General features: G+C 36.4%; 18 protein-coding genes and 1 pseudogene. 8 read left to right on the plus strand and 11 right to left on the minus strand.

The window, feature by feature from the left end; all coding sequences use genetic code 11:
• Positions 1 to 7: 7 nt before the first annotated feature.
• Positions 8 to 559: an NAD(P)H-dependent oxidoreductase gene (locus QNH20_RS01470; protein ID WP_283921183.1), complete on the minus strand. Its 552-nt coding sequence runs from the start codon at positions 557 to 559 to the stop codon at positions 8 to 10.
• 212 nt (positions 560 to 771) lie between these two features.
• Here QNH20_RS01470 and QNH20_RS01475 point away from each other — a divergent pair, with 212 nt between their 5' ends.
• Positions 772 to 1110, plus strand: coding sequence for a winged helix-turn-helix transcriptional regulator (locus tag QNH20_RS01475; protein ID WP_283921184.1), 339 nt, complete (start codon positions 772 to 774; stop codon positions 1108 to 1110).
• A 255-nt stretch (positions 1111 to 1365) separates the two neighbouring features.
• Here QNH20_RS01475 and scfB read toward each other — a convergent pair whose 3' ends face one another.
• Entirely contained in the window at positions 1366 to 2763 is a 1398-nt protein-coding gene (gene scfB, locus QNH20_RS01480; protein WP_283921185.1) for a thioether cross-link-forming SCIFF peptide maturase, read from the minus strand.
• A gap of 78 nt (positions 2764 to 2841) precedes the next feature.
• Positions 2842 to 2991: a six-cysteine ranthipeptide SCIFF gene (gene scfA / locus QNH20_RS01485; RefSeq protein WP_248734889.1), complete on the minus strand. Its 150-nt coding sequence runs from the start codon at positions 2989 to 2991 to the stop codon at positions 2842 to 2844.
• Positions 2992 to 3220: 229 nt separating this feature from the next.
• Here scfA and murI point away from each other — a divergent pair.
• Positions 3221 to 3997: pseudogene (murI, locus tag QNH20_RS01490) on the plus strand (glutamate racemase).
• Between the two features lie 314 nt (positions 3998 to 4311).
• Here murI and gerXC read toward each other — a convergent pair.
• The 6 genes from gerXC to QNH20_RS01520 all read right to left on the minus strand — a co-directional run bounded on the left by gerXC (position 4312) and on the right by QNH20_RS01520 (position 9352).
• Positions 4312 to 5487 carry a spore germination protein GerXC gene (gerXC, locus tag QNH20_RS01495; protein WP_283921186.1) on the minus strand — a complete coding sequence of 392 codons (1176 nt, stop codon included), beginning with the start codon at positions 5485 to 5487 and terminating at the stop codon, positions 4312 to 4314.
• A gap of 5 nt (positions 5488 to 5492) precedes the next feature.
• Positions 5493 to 6983: a spore germination protein GerXA gene (gene gerXA / locus QNH20_RS01500; RefSeq protein ID WP_283921187.1), complete on the minus strand. Its 1491-nt coding sequence runs from the start codon at positions 6981 to 6983 to the stop codon at positions 5493 to 5495.
• On the minus strand, positions 6970 to 8067 hold the full coding sequence (gerXB, locus tag QNH20_RS01505; protein ID WP_283921188.1) for a spore germination protein GerXB: 1098 nt from the start codon (positions 8065 to 8067) through the stop codon (positions 6970 to 6972). Before gerXB ends, gerXA begins: the two co-directional genes overlap by 14 nt.
• A 340-nt stretch (positions 8068 to 8407) precedes the next feature.
• The gene (locus QNH20_RS01510; protein ID WP_283921189.1) at positions 8408 to 8623 is read right to left on the minus strand and encodes a DUF3955 domain-containing protein; all 216 of its coding nucleotides are present in this window, start codon (positions 8621 to 8623) and stop codon (positions 8408 to 8410) included.
• A gap of 31 nt (positions 8624 to 8654) precedes the next feature.
• Positions 8655 to 8861: a helix-turn-helix domain-containing protein gene (locus tag QNH20_RS01515; RefSeq protein WP_283923324.1), complete on the minus strand. Its 207-nt coding sequence runs from the start codon at positions 8859 to 8861 to the stop codon at positions 8655 to 8657.
• A gap of 11 nt (positions 8862 to 8872) precedes the next feature.
• A complete protein-coding gene (locus QNH20_RS01520) occupies positions 8873 to 9352 on the minus strand; it encodes a DUF2975 domain-containing protein (protein WP_283921190.1) in 480 nt (159 codons plus the stop codon).
• A gap of 430 nt (positions 9353 to 9782) precedes the next feature.
• Here QNH20_RS01520 and QNH20_RS01525 point away from each other — a divergent pair, with 430 nt between their 5' ends.
• The 4 genes from QNH20_RS01525 to fabZ all read left to right on the plus strand — a co-directional run bounded on the left by QNH20_RS01525 (position 9783) and on the right by fabZ (position 15200).
• Entirely contained in the window at positions 9783 to 11603 is a 1821-nt protein-coding gene (locus QNH20_RS01525) for a PAS domain-containing sensor histidine kinase (protein ID WP_283921191.1), read from the plus strand.
• 607 nt (positions 11604 to 12210) lie between these two features.
• Positions 12211 to 13467: an ATP-binding protein gene (locus QNH20_RS01530; protein WP_283921192.1), complete on the plus strand. Its 1257-nt coding sequence runs from the start codon at positions 12211 to 12213 to the stop codon at positions 13465 to 13467.
• 290 nt (positions 13468 to 13757) lie between these two features.
• Positions 13758 to 14744: a ketoacyl-ACP synthase III gene (locus QNH20_RS01535; RefSeq protein ID WP_283923325.1), complete on the plus strand. Its 987-nt coding sequence runs from the start codon at positions 13758 to 13760 to the stop codon at positions 14742 to 14744.
• A gap of 30 nt (positions 14745 to 14774) precedes the next feature.
• The gene (fabZ, locus tag QNH20_RS01540; protein WP_283921193.1) at positions 14775 to 15200 is read left to right on the plus strand and encodes a 3-hydroxyacyl-ACP dehydratase FabZ; all 426 of its coding nucleotides are present in this window, start codon (positions 14775 to 14777) and stop codon (positions 15198 to 15200) included.
• 140 nt (positions 15201 to 15340) lie between these two features.
• Here fabZ and QNH20_RS01545 read toward each other — a convergent pair whose 3' ends face one another.
• Entirely contained in the window at positions 15341 to 16111 is a 771-nt protein-coding gene (locus tag QNH20_RS01545; protein ID WP_283921194.1) for a cysteine hydrolase family protein, read from the minus strand.
• A 334-nt stretch (positions 16112 to 16445) separates the two neighbouring features.
• Complete coding sequence (gene cdaS / locus QNH20_RS01550; protein ID WP_283921195.1) at positions 16446 to 17069, minus strand: sporulation-specific diadenylate cyclase CdaS; 624 nt, start codon at positions 17067 to 17069, stop codon at positions 16446 to 16448.
• Between the two features lie 259 nt (positions 17070 to 17328).
• Between cdaS and QNH20_RS01555 the strand changes: the two genes are divergently transcribed.
• Together QNH20_RS01555 and QNH20_RS01560 are read left to right on the plus strand one after the other, a co-directional pair.
• On the plus strand, positions 17329 to 17772 hold the full coding sequence (locus QNH20_RS01555; protein WP_283921196.1) for a MarR family winged helix-turn-helix transcriptional regulator: 444 nt from the start codon (positions 17329 to 17331) through the stop codon (positions 17770 to 17772).
• 142 nt (positions 17773 to 17914) lie between these two features.
• Positions 17915 to 18856, plus strand: a complete 942-nt coding sequence (locus QNH20_RS01560; protein ID WP_283921197.1) for a ring-cleaving dioxygenase — start codon at positions 17915 to 17917, stop codon at positions 18854 to 18856.
• The last annotated feature ends 1 nt before the right edge of the window (position 18857 follow it).

Below are 18857 nucleotides of genomic sequence, written 5' to 3' on the forward strand. Positions count from 1 at the left end.
TTATAGATTAAAAGTTCAATACTTCTTTCAAATGTAGTTCAAGTTCGAATACAAATTTTCCAACTTTCGGATTTTTTATTACATCATAACAAGTGAAACTCTTTAAAGGTTTCATTCCGATGAATTTCTGCATGAGGTGCAAATGGCTTAATGCATCTTCCAGGCTGTTCCCTTCAAAAAATTGAGTTGGATCATTAAATGCTTTTTCAGGAGCATTCCAGGTAGTCGAAAACATATATTTCTTTTTGGTCAGTAATCCGCCGCTTCCATATTGATCAGCACCCTTAAAAAACAAACCATAAGCATAAACCTCATCCATATACGTTTTCAATAAGCCTGGAACACTGAACCAATAGACAGGTGTTTGGTAAATGACAATATCGGCCCATAAAAACTTTTGCTGTTCTTCCTCAATTTTATATCCGTTTTGAACAATGGTTGTTTTTATATTGTTTTTTTCACTTAACAAGCTGACCATCTTGTCCATTAATGTCTGGTTTAAATTACCTTCCGCTGTACTATACCTTTGATGTCCGTTAATAATAAGAATATTTTTCATCTTTTTTCTCTCTCCTTTGATTGTTGGATTTCTCTCACTTATTCTGATCAATTCCTCAAGAATGTGATGGAATAATAGGTTTATTGATATTATAAATATAGTAACTTTATTTAGGGAAGTAGTGATAAATAATTCATAAAGTTACCGAAAGTATACTTTTTTGATATGATAAAGGAAATTAATTAAAAAATGTTTTAGGAAGGATGTTTCAGATGAGTGTTATGGAGCCCGTCATACTGACAAAAGGAACACCAGGTGAGATTTGCCCTATAGCTAAAACGCTTGACGTGATAGGAACTAAATGGACCTTTTTAATTATTCGGGATCTGCTTATCGAAGGAACAATGCGATTCAGTGAGCTATTGAAATCAATGGATGGAATTAGTCCAAAAACACTTTCGCTGCGCCTTAAGGAACTGGAGGATCATGGGATATTGGAAAGAAAGGTATTTCCGGAGGTTCCCCCTCGTGTGGAATATACATTAACAGAAAAAGGGAAACGATTAGAAAGTATTTTCATTGAATTAAAGAGGTTTGGATTATATTTATAAAAGATTGAACATAGATCATTCTCTACATTTGAGGACGTCAATGATAAAGGATATAGAAATCCTTTATATCCCTTTGTTTTTCCAAAATATAAAACAACCTCTTATTTGAACTACAATAAGAGGTTGTTTGGTATATTTAATTCTATTCTCTAGTTTAGGCTTTATTATTGTCATAAAGAGCGAAGGTAACTTCTGCGTCACAAGAACTTCTTTAATTTGTTGAGTATTGAACATAGACCTTATGCATCTTTGTCCTTATTCAGTCACGGTTTGTTCCATAGCTCTGATGGATTCAGCTACCTTAACCATCATGGAACATTCGATTCTCTTTCGGAAGATGTCACAACTGAAGTCGTAGGTTCCCTTGAGAGAGCCAGTTGCATGAAGCGCGTTGGCAGGGCAGCCGCCACTGCAGTAAAGTTTCGCCCAGCAATCCTGACATTCCGGTTTTGAGTAGCAGTTACTCTCTTTAAATTGGCATTGTATCTCAGGTTTTGTGATTCCATCCCAGATGTTTCCCAAGCTGTATTCTTCATCCCCTACAAACTGGTGGCATGGGAAGAGCTCGCCCCATGGTGTAACAGCGAGATATTCGGTTCCTGAACCGCATCCGGAAATTCTCTTTTGGATGCAAGGTCCTTCTGAAAGGTCAAGCATGTAATGGTAAAAGGTAAAGCCATTGCCTTTTTCTTCGCGATTAAGCATTTCCTTGGCGAGAATCTCGTACTGGTTGTAAATCTCTGGGAGGTCCTTCTCAGTGAGTGCATATGGTTCTCGTGGATCACAGATGACCGGTTCCATCGAGAGTTTGTCGAAACCAAGGTCTGCGATGTGGAAAATGTCATTGGTGAAATCGACATTGTTGTGGGTGTATGTCCCACGTACGTAGTATTCTTTGTCTCCACGCTTTTCGACGAATTCCTGGAATTTTGGAACGATATAATCGTAGCTGCCCTTTCCAGTGACCGTTTTGCGAAGTCGGTCATGGACCTCTTTTCTTCCATCAAGACTTAATACGACATTGTACATTTCCTTGTTTAAAAACTCGGTGACTTCATCGTCCAGTAACATCCCATTCGTCGTGAAGGTGAAGCGAAAAGTCTTTTTGTACTCTTTTTCTTTGCTTCTTGCGTATGCGACAATCTGCTTGACAACCTTCCAGGCCATGAGCGGTTCTCCGCCGAAGAAGTCAACGTCAAGGTTTCGGTGATGACCGGAGTTTTCTAATAGATAATCGATGGCTCTTTGGCCAACCTCATAACTCATGATTGCTCTGTCTCCGTTGTATTTCCCCTGGCTGGCGAAGCAATATTCACATGACAGGTTACAGGTATGTGCGACATTGAAGCAGAGGGCCTTTACAAAAGTCTGACGATTTCTTAAATCAATTGAGAGATCCTTATATTCATCCTCAGTAAAAAGCTGCCCAGCAGTTTTTAGCTCCTCGACATCCGCGATGGTGTCTCGAATGTCCTCTTCGGAGATGTCGGAATCATGTGCGTATTTTTCCAGTACCATTGTCACGATTTCTTCTGTAGGTGTATTCTCATAAAGCGCGATGATTTCATAGGCGAGGTCGTCGACAACATGCACCGATCCACTGTAGGTATCGAGCACGATGTTGTATCCGTTTAGTTTATATTGATGAATCATACTTGATAATCAATCTCCTTTTGTCCATAAAAATAGCCGCCCATCTAGAAAGCAGTTGGGCGGCACATTTCCTGTTTCCTATCTGTTTATTGTGTTTTCACACTTCTGATTTGCAATTCCGCAAGAAGTTTTGCAAGCTGACTGGCAAGACGTCTGGCATGCTCCACATCCACCGTGTTTTGCGGTATCCTTCAGATTACGAGTGCTCAGTGTTACGATTCTTTTCATAACGTGAAACCCCTTTTGACAGTATTTTTTAGAAGAAATAAGAGTTAAAACTTGTGAATGTTTTCACATAAATTCCAACAATAATTTTAACAACATCTCAGGGGCAAGTCAATCATTTCCAATGTCTTGATACTGCAGAAAATCCACTTAATTTCAACATTATTAATGGTATGGGAAAGACGTGAGTGATAAAATAGAACAGAATTAATTACGGAGAAGAGTGAAAGTAGTGAGAATAGGATTTTTTGACTCAGGTATTGGTGGAATAACGGTACTTCATCAAGCATTGAGGTTCCTTCCGAATGAGGATTACATCTTTTATGCCGATACCTTACATGTTCCATATGGTGAAAAACCAAAAGAAGAGGTAAGACAATATATTTTTAATGCTGCTGATTTTATAGCTAATCAAGGCGTAAAAGCACTAGTCATTGCTTGCAATACTGCAACCAGTATCGCTGTGGAGGACCTCCGCAAAAAGTATGATTTCCCTATTTTAGGTATTGAACCAGCCGTAAAACCGGCTGTTTAAAAATGTGAAGGAAAACGGAAAAAAGTTTTAGTAATGGCGACTAATTTGACTCTCAGAGAGGAAAAATTTCATAACCTGGTCAAAAGTAATGACCATCACGATATTGTTGAAAGCTTGCCACTTCCTGGTCTTGTTCAGTTTGCTGAGAATTTTGAATTCAGTGAAGAGAGAGTTGTACCCTATTTAAGAGATCAATTATCCTCCTTTGATTTAAAGCAGTACGGAACCGTAGTTCTAGGATGCACTCATTTCCCATATTTTAAAAATAGCTTAAGGAAGCTATTTGCTGAAGATGTAGACATTATTTCTGGAAGTATTGGTACTGCCAAAAACTTAAGGCGAATTCTCGAAGCAAAGAATCAAATTAATGAAGGAACAGGAAATATTTCATTTTTTAAATCTGGCTTTAAAGTTGAGGATAAAGATACACTTTCTAATTATAAAAAGTTGTTGGCAATGTTAGATCAAGTATAAAAACAGAGTTATGATATCCAGTTGAAATGACTCTGCCAATGGGGATAAAAAAAGAATACGAACAAGCAGCAATTCGAGTAGATGATCCCTTTAAATTTATAGAAGAACTGAAGCAAAAGTTGTTCAGTCCTCCTTCAGGTATAGGTACACCACCGTTTCACGACTGATCCGTATTCACTGGCAACCTCAGATTTCTTTTTCTTAAGTATGCGGACATCGGCATAACTGTGCTACTTGTTCAAGAAGCAATGATCTTTTTCCTCCCCGATTATGCCACGTTTTTTGGTTAATGAAATGCCTTCACTCTGGCGTTATTATTGTTCCCGAGAGAAGGGTTTTTGCAAATTGGTGGACTTCCATTGACCGCTCGTCATAATTTTCACTTTTACCTCTACATCTAAGGATGTTGGCGAAAGAGGGATAGCGCCATTTTTTTCGACTTTTTTCCAGGCTCCTACATTATTACGATAAAGTGTTTGTGAAAGCTGATATACATCAATTCCTTTTTTTAACCCATTTGTATAGGTCCCTTCGACTTCCTTTTTAAGTGCTTGTTCTGCTATTTTTTCTATAGTTTTCACAGGCAAAAATTTTACAACCTGAAAAATATCTCCTTCAACGTTCAGCTTCATCCTAAAATGTGGTTCATTGTTTTTTATGGAAGCTTGTGTATGGACTTTTGATTTTTTCATTACAACTTCCGTAACTGGCTTCCCATCTTTTTTTAATAGCATTGGTACTCGGTTAAAAGACTTGTCCGTCCATTTTAAGCCTGGTAAGTCCTTCTCTGACAAGTACCCTTTATAGCGTTTCGATGCTACAAAAGCCGACCCGCTATACTTGAGCAGGGGAAAATCCTTTTTGTTTGATTTCCATTTTTTTTTCGTAATAGATAAGAAAGGTATTTGAGTAGTCATCCCAGGCTCATAAAGATAGGCACGAAATTTGAAAAACTTCAAAGGACTAAAAATGGAATAATTTTTTGTCATTTCATTTGGGATATTCGTTACGGTATAAAGGGGTGAGAGATTTAGGATGGTCCCGGTTGCCAATACATTCTGAATCGGCTCCTTTGTTCCAAACACCCACATTGTATTTCTAAACTGAAAGAAACGCGCTAAGAATTCATCAATTTGTCGGATATCTCCATTTTTCAGTACATTTTCAGAAAATACGATGGTTTTAATATGCTCCCAAGACACTTGTTGTTGGGCCGTTTTATAAAAATCGAACGCTGAATGATCTAAAAGCTCCCCGCTTCCTTTTCCAATAAAAATTGGCTGTGGTGTACGAAGTGTAGTTTCTAGTTTTGCAAAAGTTGAAAAATTGATAAATTGAGGGTAGAGCACGTATTGATTGTCTTGAAAGTCAATCCCTAAGGCATTTATGTACCATACATGCTCCACTTCTCGAGTATCCCAACATCCGGTTAACAAAAAAACAGAAGCAAATACAATAAGCAGCTTTTTTCGAATTAGAATTTTACTCATCCTTTTTACTCATCCTTTTTTTTCGTGCTATCGTTTGTATGAAGCTCTTTCGGCCGTCTTTTCATCTTTTTAAAACGAACTCGGAATGTTGCAGGTAAAACACTGGATGGGACAAGTGGAGAATAGGGGGCCATAAACGGAACCCCAAAAGAGCGTAAATTCACGAGATGAATAAAAATGACAAAGACAGCAAAGATAAGCCCTACAACTCCAAGTAAGGATGAGAGTATATAGACAAAAAATCGGAGGATACTTAACGTTCCAGTAAGTGACTGATTGATCAAAGTAAAGGTTGAAACGACAGAAATAGCCATCATCACGACAATACCTGGGGAGGCAAATCCAGCGCTGATGGCAGCTTGGCCAATAATTAACCCGCCTACAACTGATAACGTTTGACCAACAGTAGTTGGAATCCTAAGTCCAGCCTCTCTCAGTAACTCAAATAAAAAAATCATCATGAAGCCCTCTAAAGCAGTAGGAAACGGAACTCCCTCTCTTGACAAGGAAAGTGTTGCCAACAATGTATAGGGAATTTGATCAGGATGAAAGGCGGCTAAAGAAATCCAAAATCCTGGAAGAAAAACGGCTATAAGTAAGCTGAAAATCCGGAGGACCCTTCCGAAGCTTCCAAAAGGAGCCGTAGCATACTGGTCCTCTGCGTTATTTACGAAAAACACAAGGGTGACTGGTCCAACGGATGCAGTCGGTGAACCTTCTACTAATAGAAGGAAGCGACCATAGAGTAAGCAATTTACAGCATAATCAGGTCGTCCGGTGTATTCCATTAAAGGAAAAATGGTAAAAGTTCGGTCGGCAACCAGCTCTTCAATTTGAGCAGACGAAACGACGGCATCGACATTAATTTTATTTAGTCGGGATCGTACTTGTGCTAAAACATCCTGCGAAATAACATCCTTCAAATAAAGAACAGCAACCTTCGTTTTACTTCTAGTTCCGATTACAAATTCTTCATAATTAAGGGAGCTTGTTTTCAATCTTTTACGAATTAACCCTATATTTGTTTGCAGTTCTTCAACAAAGCCATCCCTTCCTCCTTTCAGAGTCACTTCCGTGCTAGGCGCTTCTACAGATCTTGCAGGCAGTTTAGCTAATTTAATCGAATAAGCCAGCTTAAATTCAGGGAGAAAAAAGAGAAATTCACCTTCAAAAACTTTTTGGGCGAGCTCCTCCTGTGATAAATCTGACTTTATGGAAGTGATAGGGAAAACAACTTTTGACTCCAATTCCTTTGCATTACCGGAAAATTCATTTTCCAATACATAATGAAGACGAGGCAATATCGTGCTTCTCAATTCTTTTGTATCAATGAGACTTTGACAATATAAAGATAAAATAGAAAAAGAAAGTACACCTTTGCCGATTTGCTGTCTTTGGAAGAGGACATCTTTGGACCCTTCAAACCAGCCCTTTAAAACTTCCTCATCCCACTTGATCTTCATCATATCTTGATCAGCTCGATTATTGCGCCTCATTCGTTTTAACTCCTTTCTTTTTATTCGCAAACATGGAGAGGAAGGCCAAAAGTACAAAAAGAAAGAGCATGAATACAACCGTGCCCGGTAAAAATAAGCGGGATAAAAATAAATAAAAAGCGGTATCGTTAATGGACAAAATGGATAGCAAAATAATCCCTCCGAAAATAAAGAGCTGTAATCCATATTTTACCTTCTTGTTTGTAACTTGAAGAAGATCTGGGATTAAAAAAGAAAGAAGAGACATACGGATGAAAGCTCCAACGAACCACTGATAAACAGATAAAAAGTCAAGATGTTCAATATAACGACCGATTGAAACAAGTCTCCATTCCTCAAAGGCTGGGTATCGTTGCTTAGCAGCTACGAACGGTCCAAACTCTATGATAGCCCCGATGGTTGGTCCAATTGTAAGTACTAAAAAAATGATTCCAATCCAAATCAAAGTAGAGAATTTTAATTTTGTCTTTAAGTGATGATGAATAAATAAGATAAAGCCAAACTCGACAAATCCTGATATTGGATAGATCATACCTTTAATAACAGGTGAGGTGCCATACTCCATATATGGTTTTAAAAAAGAGAAGTCTTTATTCGGAAAATTCGCAGTCATGACAAAAAAACCTAAAATAATAACGATCGGCAGAAGGATACCCGCTGTTAACCCAATGGATTGAATACCATGCTTTGCATTATAAAAACAGATAATAGAAAATGCAGCACCTAGAAATAGTTTAGGTGTCTTCGGGAGATAAAACGATAAAAAGGTTAAAGTTTCCTTTAACGTGACAACACTCAAGGAAAATAGGTATAGGAGGATAATAGCCACTAATGGATAGGCAACAAAAATCCCGAAGTTCCTCTTAATCCAAAGAAACAGCTGTTCTCCATGCATACGTTTTTGGATGAAATAAAGAATCGGTAACAAGAATAGATAAGAAACGCATGAGAACAAAATGGCAATCCAGGAATCACGGGCAGAAACGTCTAAAACCATAGGGATGATAATAACATGGTTAACAAGTCCGGTGCTGCCAATCAGGATCAATGACATTTGAAGCAAGCTTAGGGTTTGGTTTTTCATGTATATTCTCCTAGAAAGCAACTTTGTTACCATGATAGTGTAACCTTCTGGAATATTTTTTATTATTCCTTGGGTCAGCTCTCTACTCAGATAAGGTTTAAAGCGGTAATGGGATGGAATTCTGATCTTATGGCTAGAAAGAGTAATAAAAACAAATAATCTTAGTCGAGAGCAGCCTTCAGATATTTTGTTCAAACCAAGAGTGCTTTACTTAAATTTCTTTATTACAGGAATGCTCCAATAAAAAAAGAACCGTAAAGAGAATGGATTTATTTCTCCTTACGGTTTTTATTTTATAAACAAATAGAATTTATAAAATTAATGGGGTAGGTCAGTTTGATCAATTATGTTTGACTTTTTTAAACATCGAAATGGTAGCCACAAACAATACTGAAATAATACCAACAAAAACAAATAGATAACTTAATGGAATTAAGAAGAAAGGTTCTTCTAAAGTACCGTCTGGAGCCACTTTTGAACCGATCATGCTATAGATAATTAGACAAACAACTCCTAAAAATATTGGTGTAGAAGCTAATAGGTATTTTTTCTTCATTATGCATTCTCCTCTATTCATATAATTAAGATTAGTTTTTTTTATACTCCAGAATGTCACCTGGTTGACAATCTAGAACTTCACAGATCTTTTCTAAAGTTGGAAATTTAATCGCTTTTGCTTTTCCATTTTTTAATATTGATACGTTTGCCATTGTAATTCCTAGGTTTTCGGATAATTCTGTAACGCTCATTTTTCTTTTAGCCAGCATTACATCGAGGTTTACTATGATAGTCATCATTCAACACCTCAAATTGTTAGATCGTTATCTTGCTTTATTTCACTAGCTTTCCTAACTAAATAAGAAAGCATAAATGTAAATACGGAAATAACGACTGAGAAAAATAGAATCAATAAAAGAACAATTAAAACGTTTGTATGATACCTTCCGACTACGAAAAGATAAATTAATGCGCCAACGTATAAAACACCTTCAATCATTGATAATACACTTACTATTTTCAATCTATCCGCGTTTTTAACTGTAAAAGATTGGTCAAAGCTAATATCCGAACAAATCTGCCACCCTAAAACTAAAGCAATAAAAAATGGGATCCCTGTAATCCAAATGAATGTAATAAAGGGATTATAAAGTGTCTTCAAATTTTTTGAGTTCAGTAGAATGTTCCGTCCAGTTTCAGGGCCAAAATAAATACAGAACAACAGACCAAATAATCCACAAATAACAATTATCAATTTCAACCATATTGATAATTCTTTCTGTCTCATAAAAAGAACCCTCCTTAGCTAGCTAACAATATAATAACCCTGAATATCATCCTAGTCAACAAAAATTTATCGTTTTACGATAAATTTTTGTTGTTTATGTGATTTGGATTAGATTGTAACCAACCAATAAATTTCTCTTAAGCATAGTAAACATTACCGATTACTCAACAAAAGTAAGAAAAAAACATTGCGTAAAAAAACTTGAAAAAATGCATGAAAAAAAGCCCGAAAAAAAGTGATTTTTCGAAGAGGAAATGGGTGAAAAGCGGGAATTTGTACGACTACTTTATTGTCACAGGAAAAGGTGAAATATGGATTAAGATCGAGGGGTTCCAGAGTAAATTTTTTATTACACATTCCAAGGAGTTTTACAAGAAAGGTTGAATATATATACTAATCATAATCTTTATTTAAGGCAGGTATAACTCATATGGATAAAGATAAACTTCGAACAAGTCTAAGTAAAGAGGATATCTACATGAAAGAACTGCTTCAGTCTCTTGTCGAAACAACGATTGACGCTATTTCTATTAGAGACATGCAGGGAAACATACTCCTCGTAAATAGTGCCTTTGAAAAATTTTATGGCTGGACCTACCAGGACCTGATAAATGACCCCAACTGCCTGGTACCTGAAAATATAATAAACGAGACGAGAGAAATTTTTCATCAGATTAAATTCTCTGGAGAGAAAATTTCGGGATATGAAACCGTACGAAAACGAAAAGATGGTACAATTGTTCAAGTATGTCTAACAGCTTCCCCTATACGAGATGGAGTAGAGAATATCGTTGGCACTTCTGTTATTGCCAGAGATATTACAGACCGTAAAAAGGCTGAAGAAGCATTGCTTGAAAGTGAGGCAAAATACCGGGTATTAGTAGAAAATACGAACGATATCATAAGCACATATGATTTAAACATGAAAAAAATATTTGTATCTCCTTCTGTAGAGCTTCACTTGGGATATACCCAATATGAATATCTTCAGGCAGGTACTTTTGCTTTTACTCACCCTGATGATGTAAAGAAAATAGTAAATCTACGTCAATCAATCTCTCCCCATAAAAAAAATGTTCAAATTGAGCTCAGAATAAAACATAAAAATGGATCGTGGGTGTATTTGGAGTCGCGTTGTGTACCTATCTTATCTGAGACCTCCGAGATAGAGAGCTATCTGGTAGTCTCACGTAATATCACAGAACGAAAACTATCAGAAGAAGCTTTGCGGAAGAGCGAAGCACAATACAGGTTCATTGCTGAAAATACAGCAGACTTTATTTCTGTGATTGATAAGTATGGAGATGTATCGTACAGCTCTCCTTCACATATGAAAAAATTAGGCACTGATAGAATTCACTTTGAAAAAATCCATCCTGACGATGCTTCTCTTGTCTGTGAACGATTTTCATACATGCTTCAAACGGAAACCCCCATTATATGTGTATATCGATACAACCTCGAAAATGAAACCTGGATCTATTTAGAATCAAGAGGAATACCTTTTTTCAGTACTGATGGCGAATGTCAATACTTTTTCAACGTTACACGTGATATTACTGAGAGAAAACAAAACGAAGACCTTCTCCGGAGAACAGAAAAGCTGTCAGTCATCGGAGAATTGGCTGCAAGTATAGCGCACGAAATAAGGAATCCTCTTACCACATTAAAGGGCTTTATTCAATTTTTAAAACCTGACATTTCAGATAATTCCGCCTTCTTTGATGTTATGTTGTCTGAGCTAGATCGAATCAACTTTATCGTGGGTGAGCTGCTTGTTTTGGCTAAGCCGCAAAATCTCCATGTGAAACCGATTCTCTTGCACAGTATCATTGAAGCTGTTGTACAGTCGCTAAAATCTGAAGCTAATTTAAAACATATTAAAATTATGGAGAAATTAGAAAACACACCTGTTACGGTCAACTGTGAAGAAAATCGATTAAAACAAGTATTTATTAATATCATGAAGAATTCCCTGGATGCCACCTCAGCGAATGGCGAAATCTGTATTCAAACACAACTTCTAAGTGCCAACCAAGTCCTTATTCGCTTTTCTGATAACGGCTGTGGCATTTCAAAGGAGCTGCTGGCCAGACTTGGGGAACCTTTTTACACCACAAAAGAGAAGGGAACAGGATTAGGTTTACTTGTTAGTAACAAAATTATTAAAGATCATCAAGGCAGTATCAACATCACAAGTGAAATCAACAAGGGTACAATAGTAGATATCACTCTACCAATTTGCATTTAAAGCTTTCCATAGTCAACAGCCCCTAAGTGGGGTTCTTTTTTCCGACATCTTTCTTCAGTTGGGAGAGCTTGAACTCTTTTATTTAAACGAGATTGTAGCTGTTTTAATCAAACGTTTGTTTAGGAAGGAAAATGCAGAAAAACCGTCGAAAATCTGAGGTTAATTGTATTTATTGACAAATATAAAAAAACATATAGAAATCCTCATGAAATAATCGACATTTTTCTTCGTGTTTTAAGGAAAAATCCTTAATTTTATATGGATTACATCATATTTAATCAAACGTTTGTTTAACAATCTTGAGGCCAGAATCCTGTCGATGTATGTGGATTCACACAAATGATTCGATGACTCTTTCTGGAATCTGGTAAAAGTAAATCCTATTATATAAAGAAAAAATTGAAACGATTGGAGATAGGGGTTAAACAATCGATTCCGAGCAGTAGTAGTCTTTTAGGAATGAGAAGAGAGTGCGCTGTATCGGAATTTTTTTTACTCTATTTTTAACTTCCTGCTTTTTTTTGATAAAAATGTGTTTATAATTATCTTAACATTTTTTACTTTAATACCTTTCAGATACTTATCACTCAATTTAGGGGCGCTGAGCATGGGGATACCGACACTATTAATAAATGCATTTATTATTATCCTTTGTATATTTTTCTACCAAATATTTTGGTTAGATAAAGATGGAAAAGAAGCACGTAATGATGTATTAATTTCCTTTCTTGCATCTATTGCGATCATTCTTTGTATGACGTTCCCCTTTAAGTTTAATTCCGGATACATTTATGATTTACGGCTTATCCCAATCCTTTTAGCCGTTCTCTATGGTAGTTTCAGGAGTTTTATTTTCATCACCATTGTATTTCTTTCTTACCGTTTTTACTTAGGCGGAAACGGATTTTTCCCTGCAGTTATTATATATTTTATGATTACTTCTATAACTATGGCATTACAATATTTTCTTGCTGATTATTTCAAAAAAAGAAAAATATTGTTCAGCACATTACTTCTTTCTATTTGCACTATTTCCTTTTCCATCTTCGCTATAATGAGTCAAATACGATCAAGCGCTAAAGTTCAACCTGATTTTATTCACTTTTTAACCAATTATATAGTAATCAATATTCTTACAGTTTTGTTATCTCTTTACTTAATTGAAGGAATGATCGAAAGGTTTAAGATGAAAGAAAAAATTCACCGTGCAGAAAAATTTATTGTGACTAGTGAATTAGCTGCATCTATAGCTCATGAAATAAGAAACCCGCTGACTTCGGTATATGGATTTATGCAGATGTTTAGTAAAAACGAGATCTCCGAAACACACAAGCCTGAGTATATTCAAGTCATGCTCATGGAGTTAGAAAAAGCGCAAAATGTTATTAACGATTATTTATCCCTTATAAAACCACAAGTTGTTGTGAAAGAAATATTAGATATTAGACCAATTGTCCATCAAGTAATAGATGCTATTTTACCGATGGCAAGACTTCATAATGTTAAAGTTGAAAGCGATATTATTTGTTCTCTTTATATAAATGCCAACGTCGTTAATATAAAACGGTGTTTAATTAACATTGCAAAAAATGGAATTGAAGCAATGACTAATGGAGGGATACTAAGAATCAATGTGAAAAAGGTAAAGAATAATATTGTAATTGATATTATTGATTCGGGAATTGGAATGTCGTCTGAGGAAATCAAGCGAATCGCTATGCCGTTTTATTCTACAAAAGAAAAGGGAACTGGACTAGGCACTATGATTTCATACGGTATTATTAAAGAATTAAACGGAGATATCGAAATAAAAAGCGAAAAAGGAAAAGGAACACGGTTTTCTATTATTATTCCTTCTTCATGAAAGATTTCGATGTGACAAGATTCTTAGGAGCATGTTTTGATTTGACTCATACAACTCAGTCGTAACTTAGTAACCTGGTTAGTGAATTTTCTACCCAGGTTATTTTTTTTCGTATCCTCCTTAGGTGATTATACAATTATATTTAAACCCCGTTCTTCCTCAGAACGGGGTTTTGTGAATTTATAAATCAACCAACTTTTTATTGTCAATTTACAATTTTTATCATCAAATTTATACCAGGTACTAATACTAGGTGATATAATGAAAGAAAAATGAGGTGAAATATAATGATTAAATCTAAAGCACGTATTACAGCAATTGGTACCTATGTTCCTCAAAAAAAATTATTAAATGAAGACTTAGAAAAGATGGTAGATACTAATGATGAATGGATAGTTCAGAGGACTGGTATGAAGGAAAGAAGAGTAGCAGGAGATGAAGAATTTGCTTCTCATTTAGCTATCAAGGCTATTGAAAATTTGATTGAAAAATATAATAAAGATATACAGGATGTTGATTGTATTATAGTTGCAACGACAACTCCTGACTATGCGTTTCCAAGTGTGGCATGTCAAATTCAGAGTCACTTTAATATTCCTTGTACAGGGGCTTTTGACTTAAATGCTACCTGTGCAGGCTTCACATATGCTCTACACTTAGCTAACAATCTAATTACTTCCGGGGCACATAAAAAGATTTTAGTTGTTGCAGCCGAGACTTTATCAAAAGTAACCGACTATAAAGATAGAACAACCTGTATTTTATTCGGAGATGGTGCCGGTTCTATGCTAGTCGAATATGATAAGGAAAATCCTAGTTTCTTGGCAAGCCATATGGGAACTAATGGAGAAGGTGGTATTCATGTATATAGAACAACCTTTGCAACTACAATGGATGATAAACCATTAAATACATCTGGAAAGATGGTTCAGAATGGAAGAGAAGTATACAAATGGGCAGCCCGTACATTACCAATAGGAATACAAGAATTATTACTTAAGACAGAATTAAATATAGAGGATATTAACTGGTTTATACCACATAGTGCGAATCTAAGAATGGTTGAATCCATATGTGAAAAATCGGGATTTCCCATAGAAAAAACATTAACTAGTATGAAATATTTTGGGAATACCTCATCTGCTTCTATTCCACTAGCACTAAATCTAGGAATCGAAGAAGGTAAAGTCCAAAATGGAGATACTTTATTGCTCTATGGCTTCGGAGGAGGACTTACACATTTAGGCCTTGTTTTAACTTGGAATACAAAAAATTAAAATATAGTATTGATAATGGAGGCCTTAATTTTGTTTGATACTCAAAAAATTAGAGAAATAATTAGACATCGCTATCCATTTCTTTTAATAGATAGGATTCTGGAAATAGAAGAGGGAAAAAGAGCAGTTGGTATTAAAAATGTGACGGCAAATGAAGGTTTTTTTAATGGACACTTTCCTAATTTTCCAGTTATGCCAGGCGCATTAATAGTAGAGGCTTTAGCTCAAGTAAGTGCAGTTGTGATGCTAACTAAAGAAGGAAATCAAGGACGATTAGGGCTTTTAGCGGGTATAGATAATTGTCGTTTTAAACAGCAAGTTAGACCAGGAGATGAACTTCATCTCGAGGTTGAAATCACGCGTCTAAAAGGTCCTATAGGGAAAGGGAAAGGTATCGCTACTGTTGATGGCGAATTGGTTTGCGAGCTTGAACTGATCTTTGCATTTGGTGATTAATATATTGTTGAATTTCAAACTGTAATAGGGCAGTTTAGTTTAGAGGTTATTTCTTTGATAAATTAAAGTCGTTATTTCAAAATTTATTATTTGTATAAAATTTCCACCCTTCAAATTGAAGCCTCCAAAACCGGAGGCTTTTATCTATGAATTGATTTCATTTTATCTATAACCTCATTTGTAGTCCATGATGCACTAGCAATCATACGGAAATTTATTTTAGCAGCCATATCCCCATCCAAGTCGTTCATTTTTGCAGCAGCTGTGGCATCATGAACAACTGCTACTTCAAAACCTTGTTCAAGTAGCTCACGCATATGAGATTCAACGCACAGGTTCCCAGACATACCAGCAAGAATGACACGGGAAATTCCCTGTTTTCGCAGCTGTAAAACCAAATCATTGGCCTCGGGTCCGTAAATTTTATGCGGACTTGTTATGACGGTTTGACCATCATTAATATAGGGCTTATATTTATCCAAAAAGTCGGCACCTGAACCTTCGAAGCCTTTAAGCGATAATGGACCTTTTCGTTGATACATTTTGAGATCGTGCATCGAATGCTCCATAGCTCCCCCAAACATCCATTTTTGATCATAGGGATAATAGTAATGTGGGGACACAAACACTTTAAACTTATTTTTCTTTGCTGTTTTTAATAATAATTCAATGTTCTCTATCGTATGATTTTTAGCTACGCTGTCTTTAACTAAATTCCATGCTACGCCTTTTGGGCTTAAAAAGTCATTTTGCGGATCTGTAATCACCAATGCAGTATTTTTTTGTTCCACCTTCATTCCAGGCGATGTAAGTGATACCGTTTGTGCAACTACAACCTTTTGTTGAAAACCAAATAGATCAAGATTTCCAAATAACGATAACGCAAAAAAACAAAGTAGAATTTTTCTCATACAGATCTCCTTTCGTTGATTGGTATTCGATTATTATGTGCCTTTTTCAATGGTTGATTCAGCTTCAATACTGTAAAAAGTGGATGGAAACATTTCAGATCAAAGCGAACCAGGATTAAATTACCTATGCGCATCCTATAAAAAATATTTTAAGCACATTAATCCATACTTAACAACGATGAAGCAGCTGATACAAAAGGGATTGCCAGCTTCCTATATTACTGACATAATGAAAAATCGCGGAGGCACTCCGTTAATCTAAAAAGTGATAAAGGCTTGTTACAAGTGTAAAACCATCCTCTTATAAGAGAATGGTTTTAGTTATATATGTAGCTTAGTGAAGTGATTGAGAAGTGGAAATAGGATGAAGTTTTCCATCTATTGCAAAGGAAACTCTGCCTGTCTCTTCTGAAACAACCAGTACAAGAGCATCACTTTGCTCTGTTAAACCTAGTGCGGCACGGTGCCGGGTGCCAAGCTTTTTCCCAATTATTACAGCAGTTGTTAAGGGAAGAACATTTGCTGCTGAAACGATTTGATTACCACAAATCATCACGGCTCCATCATGAAGAGGGTTTCCAGGGTAAAAGATGGCCTCTAACAATGCAGGGGTTAAAGTAGCTCCTATGGCTGTTCCTTTTTGGATGAAGGAATCGAGAGGATCACGTCGTTGCACCACGATCAACGCACCATGACGGCGATCAGACAGCCGTTGAACACAGATGGATAGGTCTACATATTTATTTGTAAAAGCTGATAAATAACAGTTTAAATAAAAGGAAGAAGCGACTGCTTCCATTTGAATAAATTTATCTTTGATTTCCTCCAGTTTAGCTAATAGACAATAGTTTTCGTTATCTAATGTATCTAAGCTATGTTGAAGTTCATCAGTGATGTGCTGTATTCCTTCTGATAATTGCTGTTTCATTGGTGAAAAGTCGCAATTTGTTCCGTTCACATGTCAACAACTCCAATCAATAATATTTTTTTAAATATGAACATCCTTCTATTAGCATCTTTTAGGTTAGTATCGGTTAGTTTTCTTCTGTACAATGCAGGAATTTTCATCAAAAATCCCCCCAATTTTTAACAGGGATTTGTAAAAAAGAAGAGTACATAGGACGGGTCTAATATTTCGAATTTGAGATATTTTGCTTGATTTCTTATCACTTGATTGGTAAAGTGATAGTGTGGTTAGCAACGAGGAGGGAAACTAAATGCAAAATAATACGCAAGGGTCGTTAATTTGGTTACGTTTAATGCGTTTTACAAACCTCAGTAACCAGCTGTCGAACGATTTTTTAAAGCAATTTAATTTAACAACTGCACAATTTGATGTGCTTATGCAAATTCATGTATATCAGCCACTCACGCAAATGGAGTTAGCTGAAAAAGTAACAGTTACGCAAGGTGGTATTTCCCGTATGGTTTCCCGGCTTGAGAAAGAAGGCTATATTGTACGCAAGCAAGATTGGAAAACGAAAACGATTAGCTTAACTGAGAAGGGTGAAGCGATTTTAGAAGAGGCCATGCCGGCTCAACTTGCGTTTCAAACGTCATTTTTTGAGGATGTATTAAATAAAGAAGAACTAAAAACATTGTACACGCTGATGACACGTGTCCATAAACATAGCCAAAAAAAAGAATTACTGTCTGAGTAATTTTTTTTCGCCGGTAGGAAAGTATAACTTTCCTATCAGGCATAGGGCAACTACTCCTCTGTCATCGCCTAACGGCTCGCCAATCGGAGAGTTTTCTTTACACCATCACTTGATTAGTCAAGTTAGAAAAGGAGGAATCACGATGTATACCATTCCGGGACATCATCATATTTCGATGCTTACAAAAAACGCACAAATGAATAATCGGTTTTATCAAAAAGTATTAGGTCTAAGGCGAGTTAAAAAGACTGTCAACCAAGATAATCCTTCGATGTATCATTTGTTTTACGGAGATTTAACAGGAAGCGCCGGCACAGAGCTAACCTTTTTTGAAATGCCGATGGCTGGAAGAACGATTCGCGGAACCAATGCGATTACACAAATTGGCTTACTAGTGCCATCATTCGAAAGCTTGGAATATTGGAAAAAGCGCTTTGAGCTATTAGATATTAAGCATGGAGAAATTACAACGTATGCAGGTCGGGATGCTTTACATTTTGAGGATACAGAGGGTTTACGAATGATTCTGTTAAATAATAATGGCGAAGAGACACCAGAATACTGGTCGGCTTGGGAAGATTCCATCGTGGAGCAAAAGCATCGAATTTTAGGAATGGGAACGGTGGAAATAACAGTCCGCTATTTGGCACGAACGGCTAGAACATTAAAGGATATGCTGGGCTATGTAGAGGTGGTCCGTTCGGAAAATGAGGCCATTTTTCAATCTGTTGCAGGGCAGGCATTTGGTGAAATTGTCCTGAAGCAGCAGGAGGGACCGAGTGAAAAGCCAGGCCGGGGCAGTATTCATCATCTGGCGATTCGTGTGAAAAACGAGGAAGAGTTGCGCTATTGGGATGAAATGGTGAAAGAGCGTGGCTTCTATTCATCAGGCATTGTCGATCGCTACTACTTCCAAAGCTTATATTTTCGTGATTCGAATGGAATTTTATTTGAAATGGCTACGGACGGACCAGGATTTACTGCCGATTCAACAGTTAATGCGTTAGGAAAAGAATTAGATTTACCGCCATTTTTAGAAGGAAAACGTGCAGAAATTGAAGCAAAGCTAACACCAATTGATTAGA

It is taken from the genome of Neobacillus sp. WH10 (genome assembly GCF_030123405.1).
Lineage (GTDB): Bacteria > Bacillota > Bacilli > Bacillales > Cytobacillaceae > Neobacillus.

Bases quoted from the DNA above. Each gene is read 5' to 3' on its own strand.
- QNH20_RS01545 (WP_283921194.1), bottom strand. From the start codon at position 16,111: ATGAGAAAAATTCTACTTTGTTTTTTTGCGTTATCGTTATTTGGAAAT.
- scfB (WP_283921185.1), bottom strand. From the start codon at position 2,763: ATGATTCATCAATATAAACTAAACGGATACAACATCGTGCTCGATACC.
- QNH20_RS01475 (WP_283921184.1), top strand. From the start codon at position 772: ATGAGTGTTATGGAGCCCGTCATACTGACAAAAGGAACACCAGGTGAG.
- gerXB (WP_283921188.1), bottom strand. From the start codon at position 8,067: ATGAAAAACCAAACCCTAAGCTTGCTTCAAATGTCATTGATCCTGATT.
- scfA (WP_248734889.1), bottom strand. From the start codon at position 2,991: ATGAAAAGAATCGTAACACTGAGCACTCGTAATCTGAAGGATACCGCA.
- gerXC (WP_283921186.1), bottom strand. From the start codon at position 5,487: ATGAGTAAAATTCTAATTCGAAAAAAGCTGCTTATTGTATTTGCTTCT.
- QNH20_RS01555 (WP_283921196.1), top strand. From the start codon at position 17,329: ATGCAAAATAATACGCAAGGGTCGTTAATTTGGTTACGTTTAATGCGT.
- QNH20_RS01525 (WP_283921191.1), top strand. From the start codon at position 9,783: ATGGATAAAGATAAACTTCGAACAAGTCTAAGTAAAGAGGATATCTAC.
- QNH20_RS01515 (WP_283923324.1), bottom strand. From the start codon at position 8,861: ATGACTATCATAGTAAACCTCGATGTAATGCTGGCTAAAAGAAAAATG.
- gerXA (WP_283921187.1), bottom strand. From the start codon at position 6,983: ATGAGGCGCAATAATCGAGCTGATCAAGATATGATGAAGATCAAGTGG.
- QNH20_RS01530 (WP_283921192.1), top strand. From the start codon at position 12,211: ATGGGGATACCGACACTATTAATAAATGCATTTATTATTATCCTTTGT.
- QNH20_RS01520 (WP_283921190.1), bottom strand. From the start codon at position 9,352: ATGAGACAGAAAGAATTATCAATATGGTTGAAATTGATAATTGTTATT.
- QNH20_RS01510 (WP_283921189.1), bottom strand. From the start codon at position 8,623: ATGAAGAAAAAATACCTATTAGCTTCTACACCAATATTTTTAGGAGTT.
- QNH20_RS01560 (WP_283921197.1), top strand. From the start codon at position 17,915: ATGTATACCATTCCGGGACATCATCATATTTCGATGCTTACAAAAAAC.
- QNH20_RS01470 (WP_283921183.1), bottom strand. From the start codon at position 559: ATGAAAAATATTCTTATTATTAACGGACATCAAAGGTATAGTACAGCG.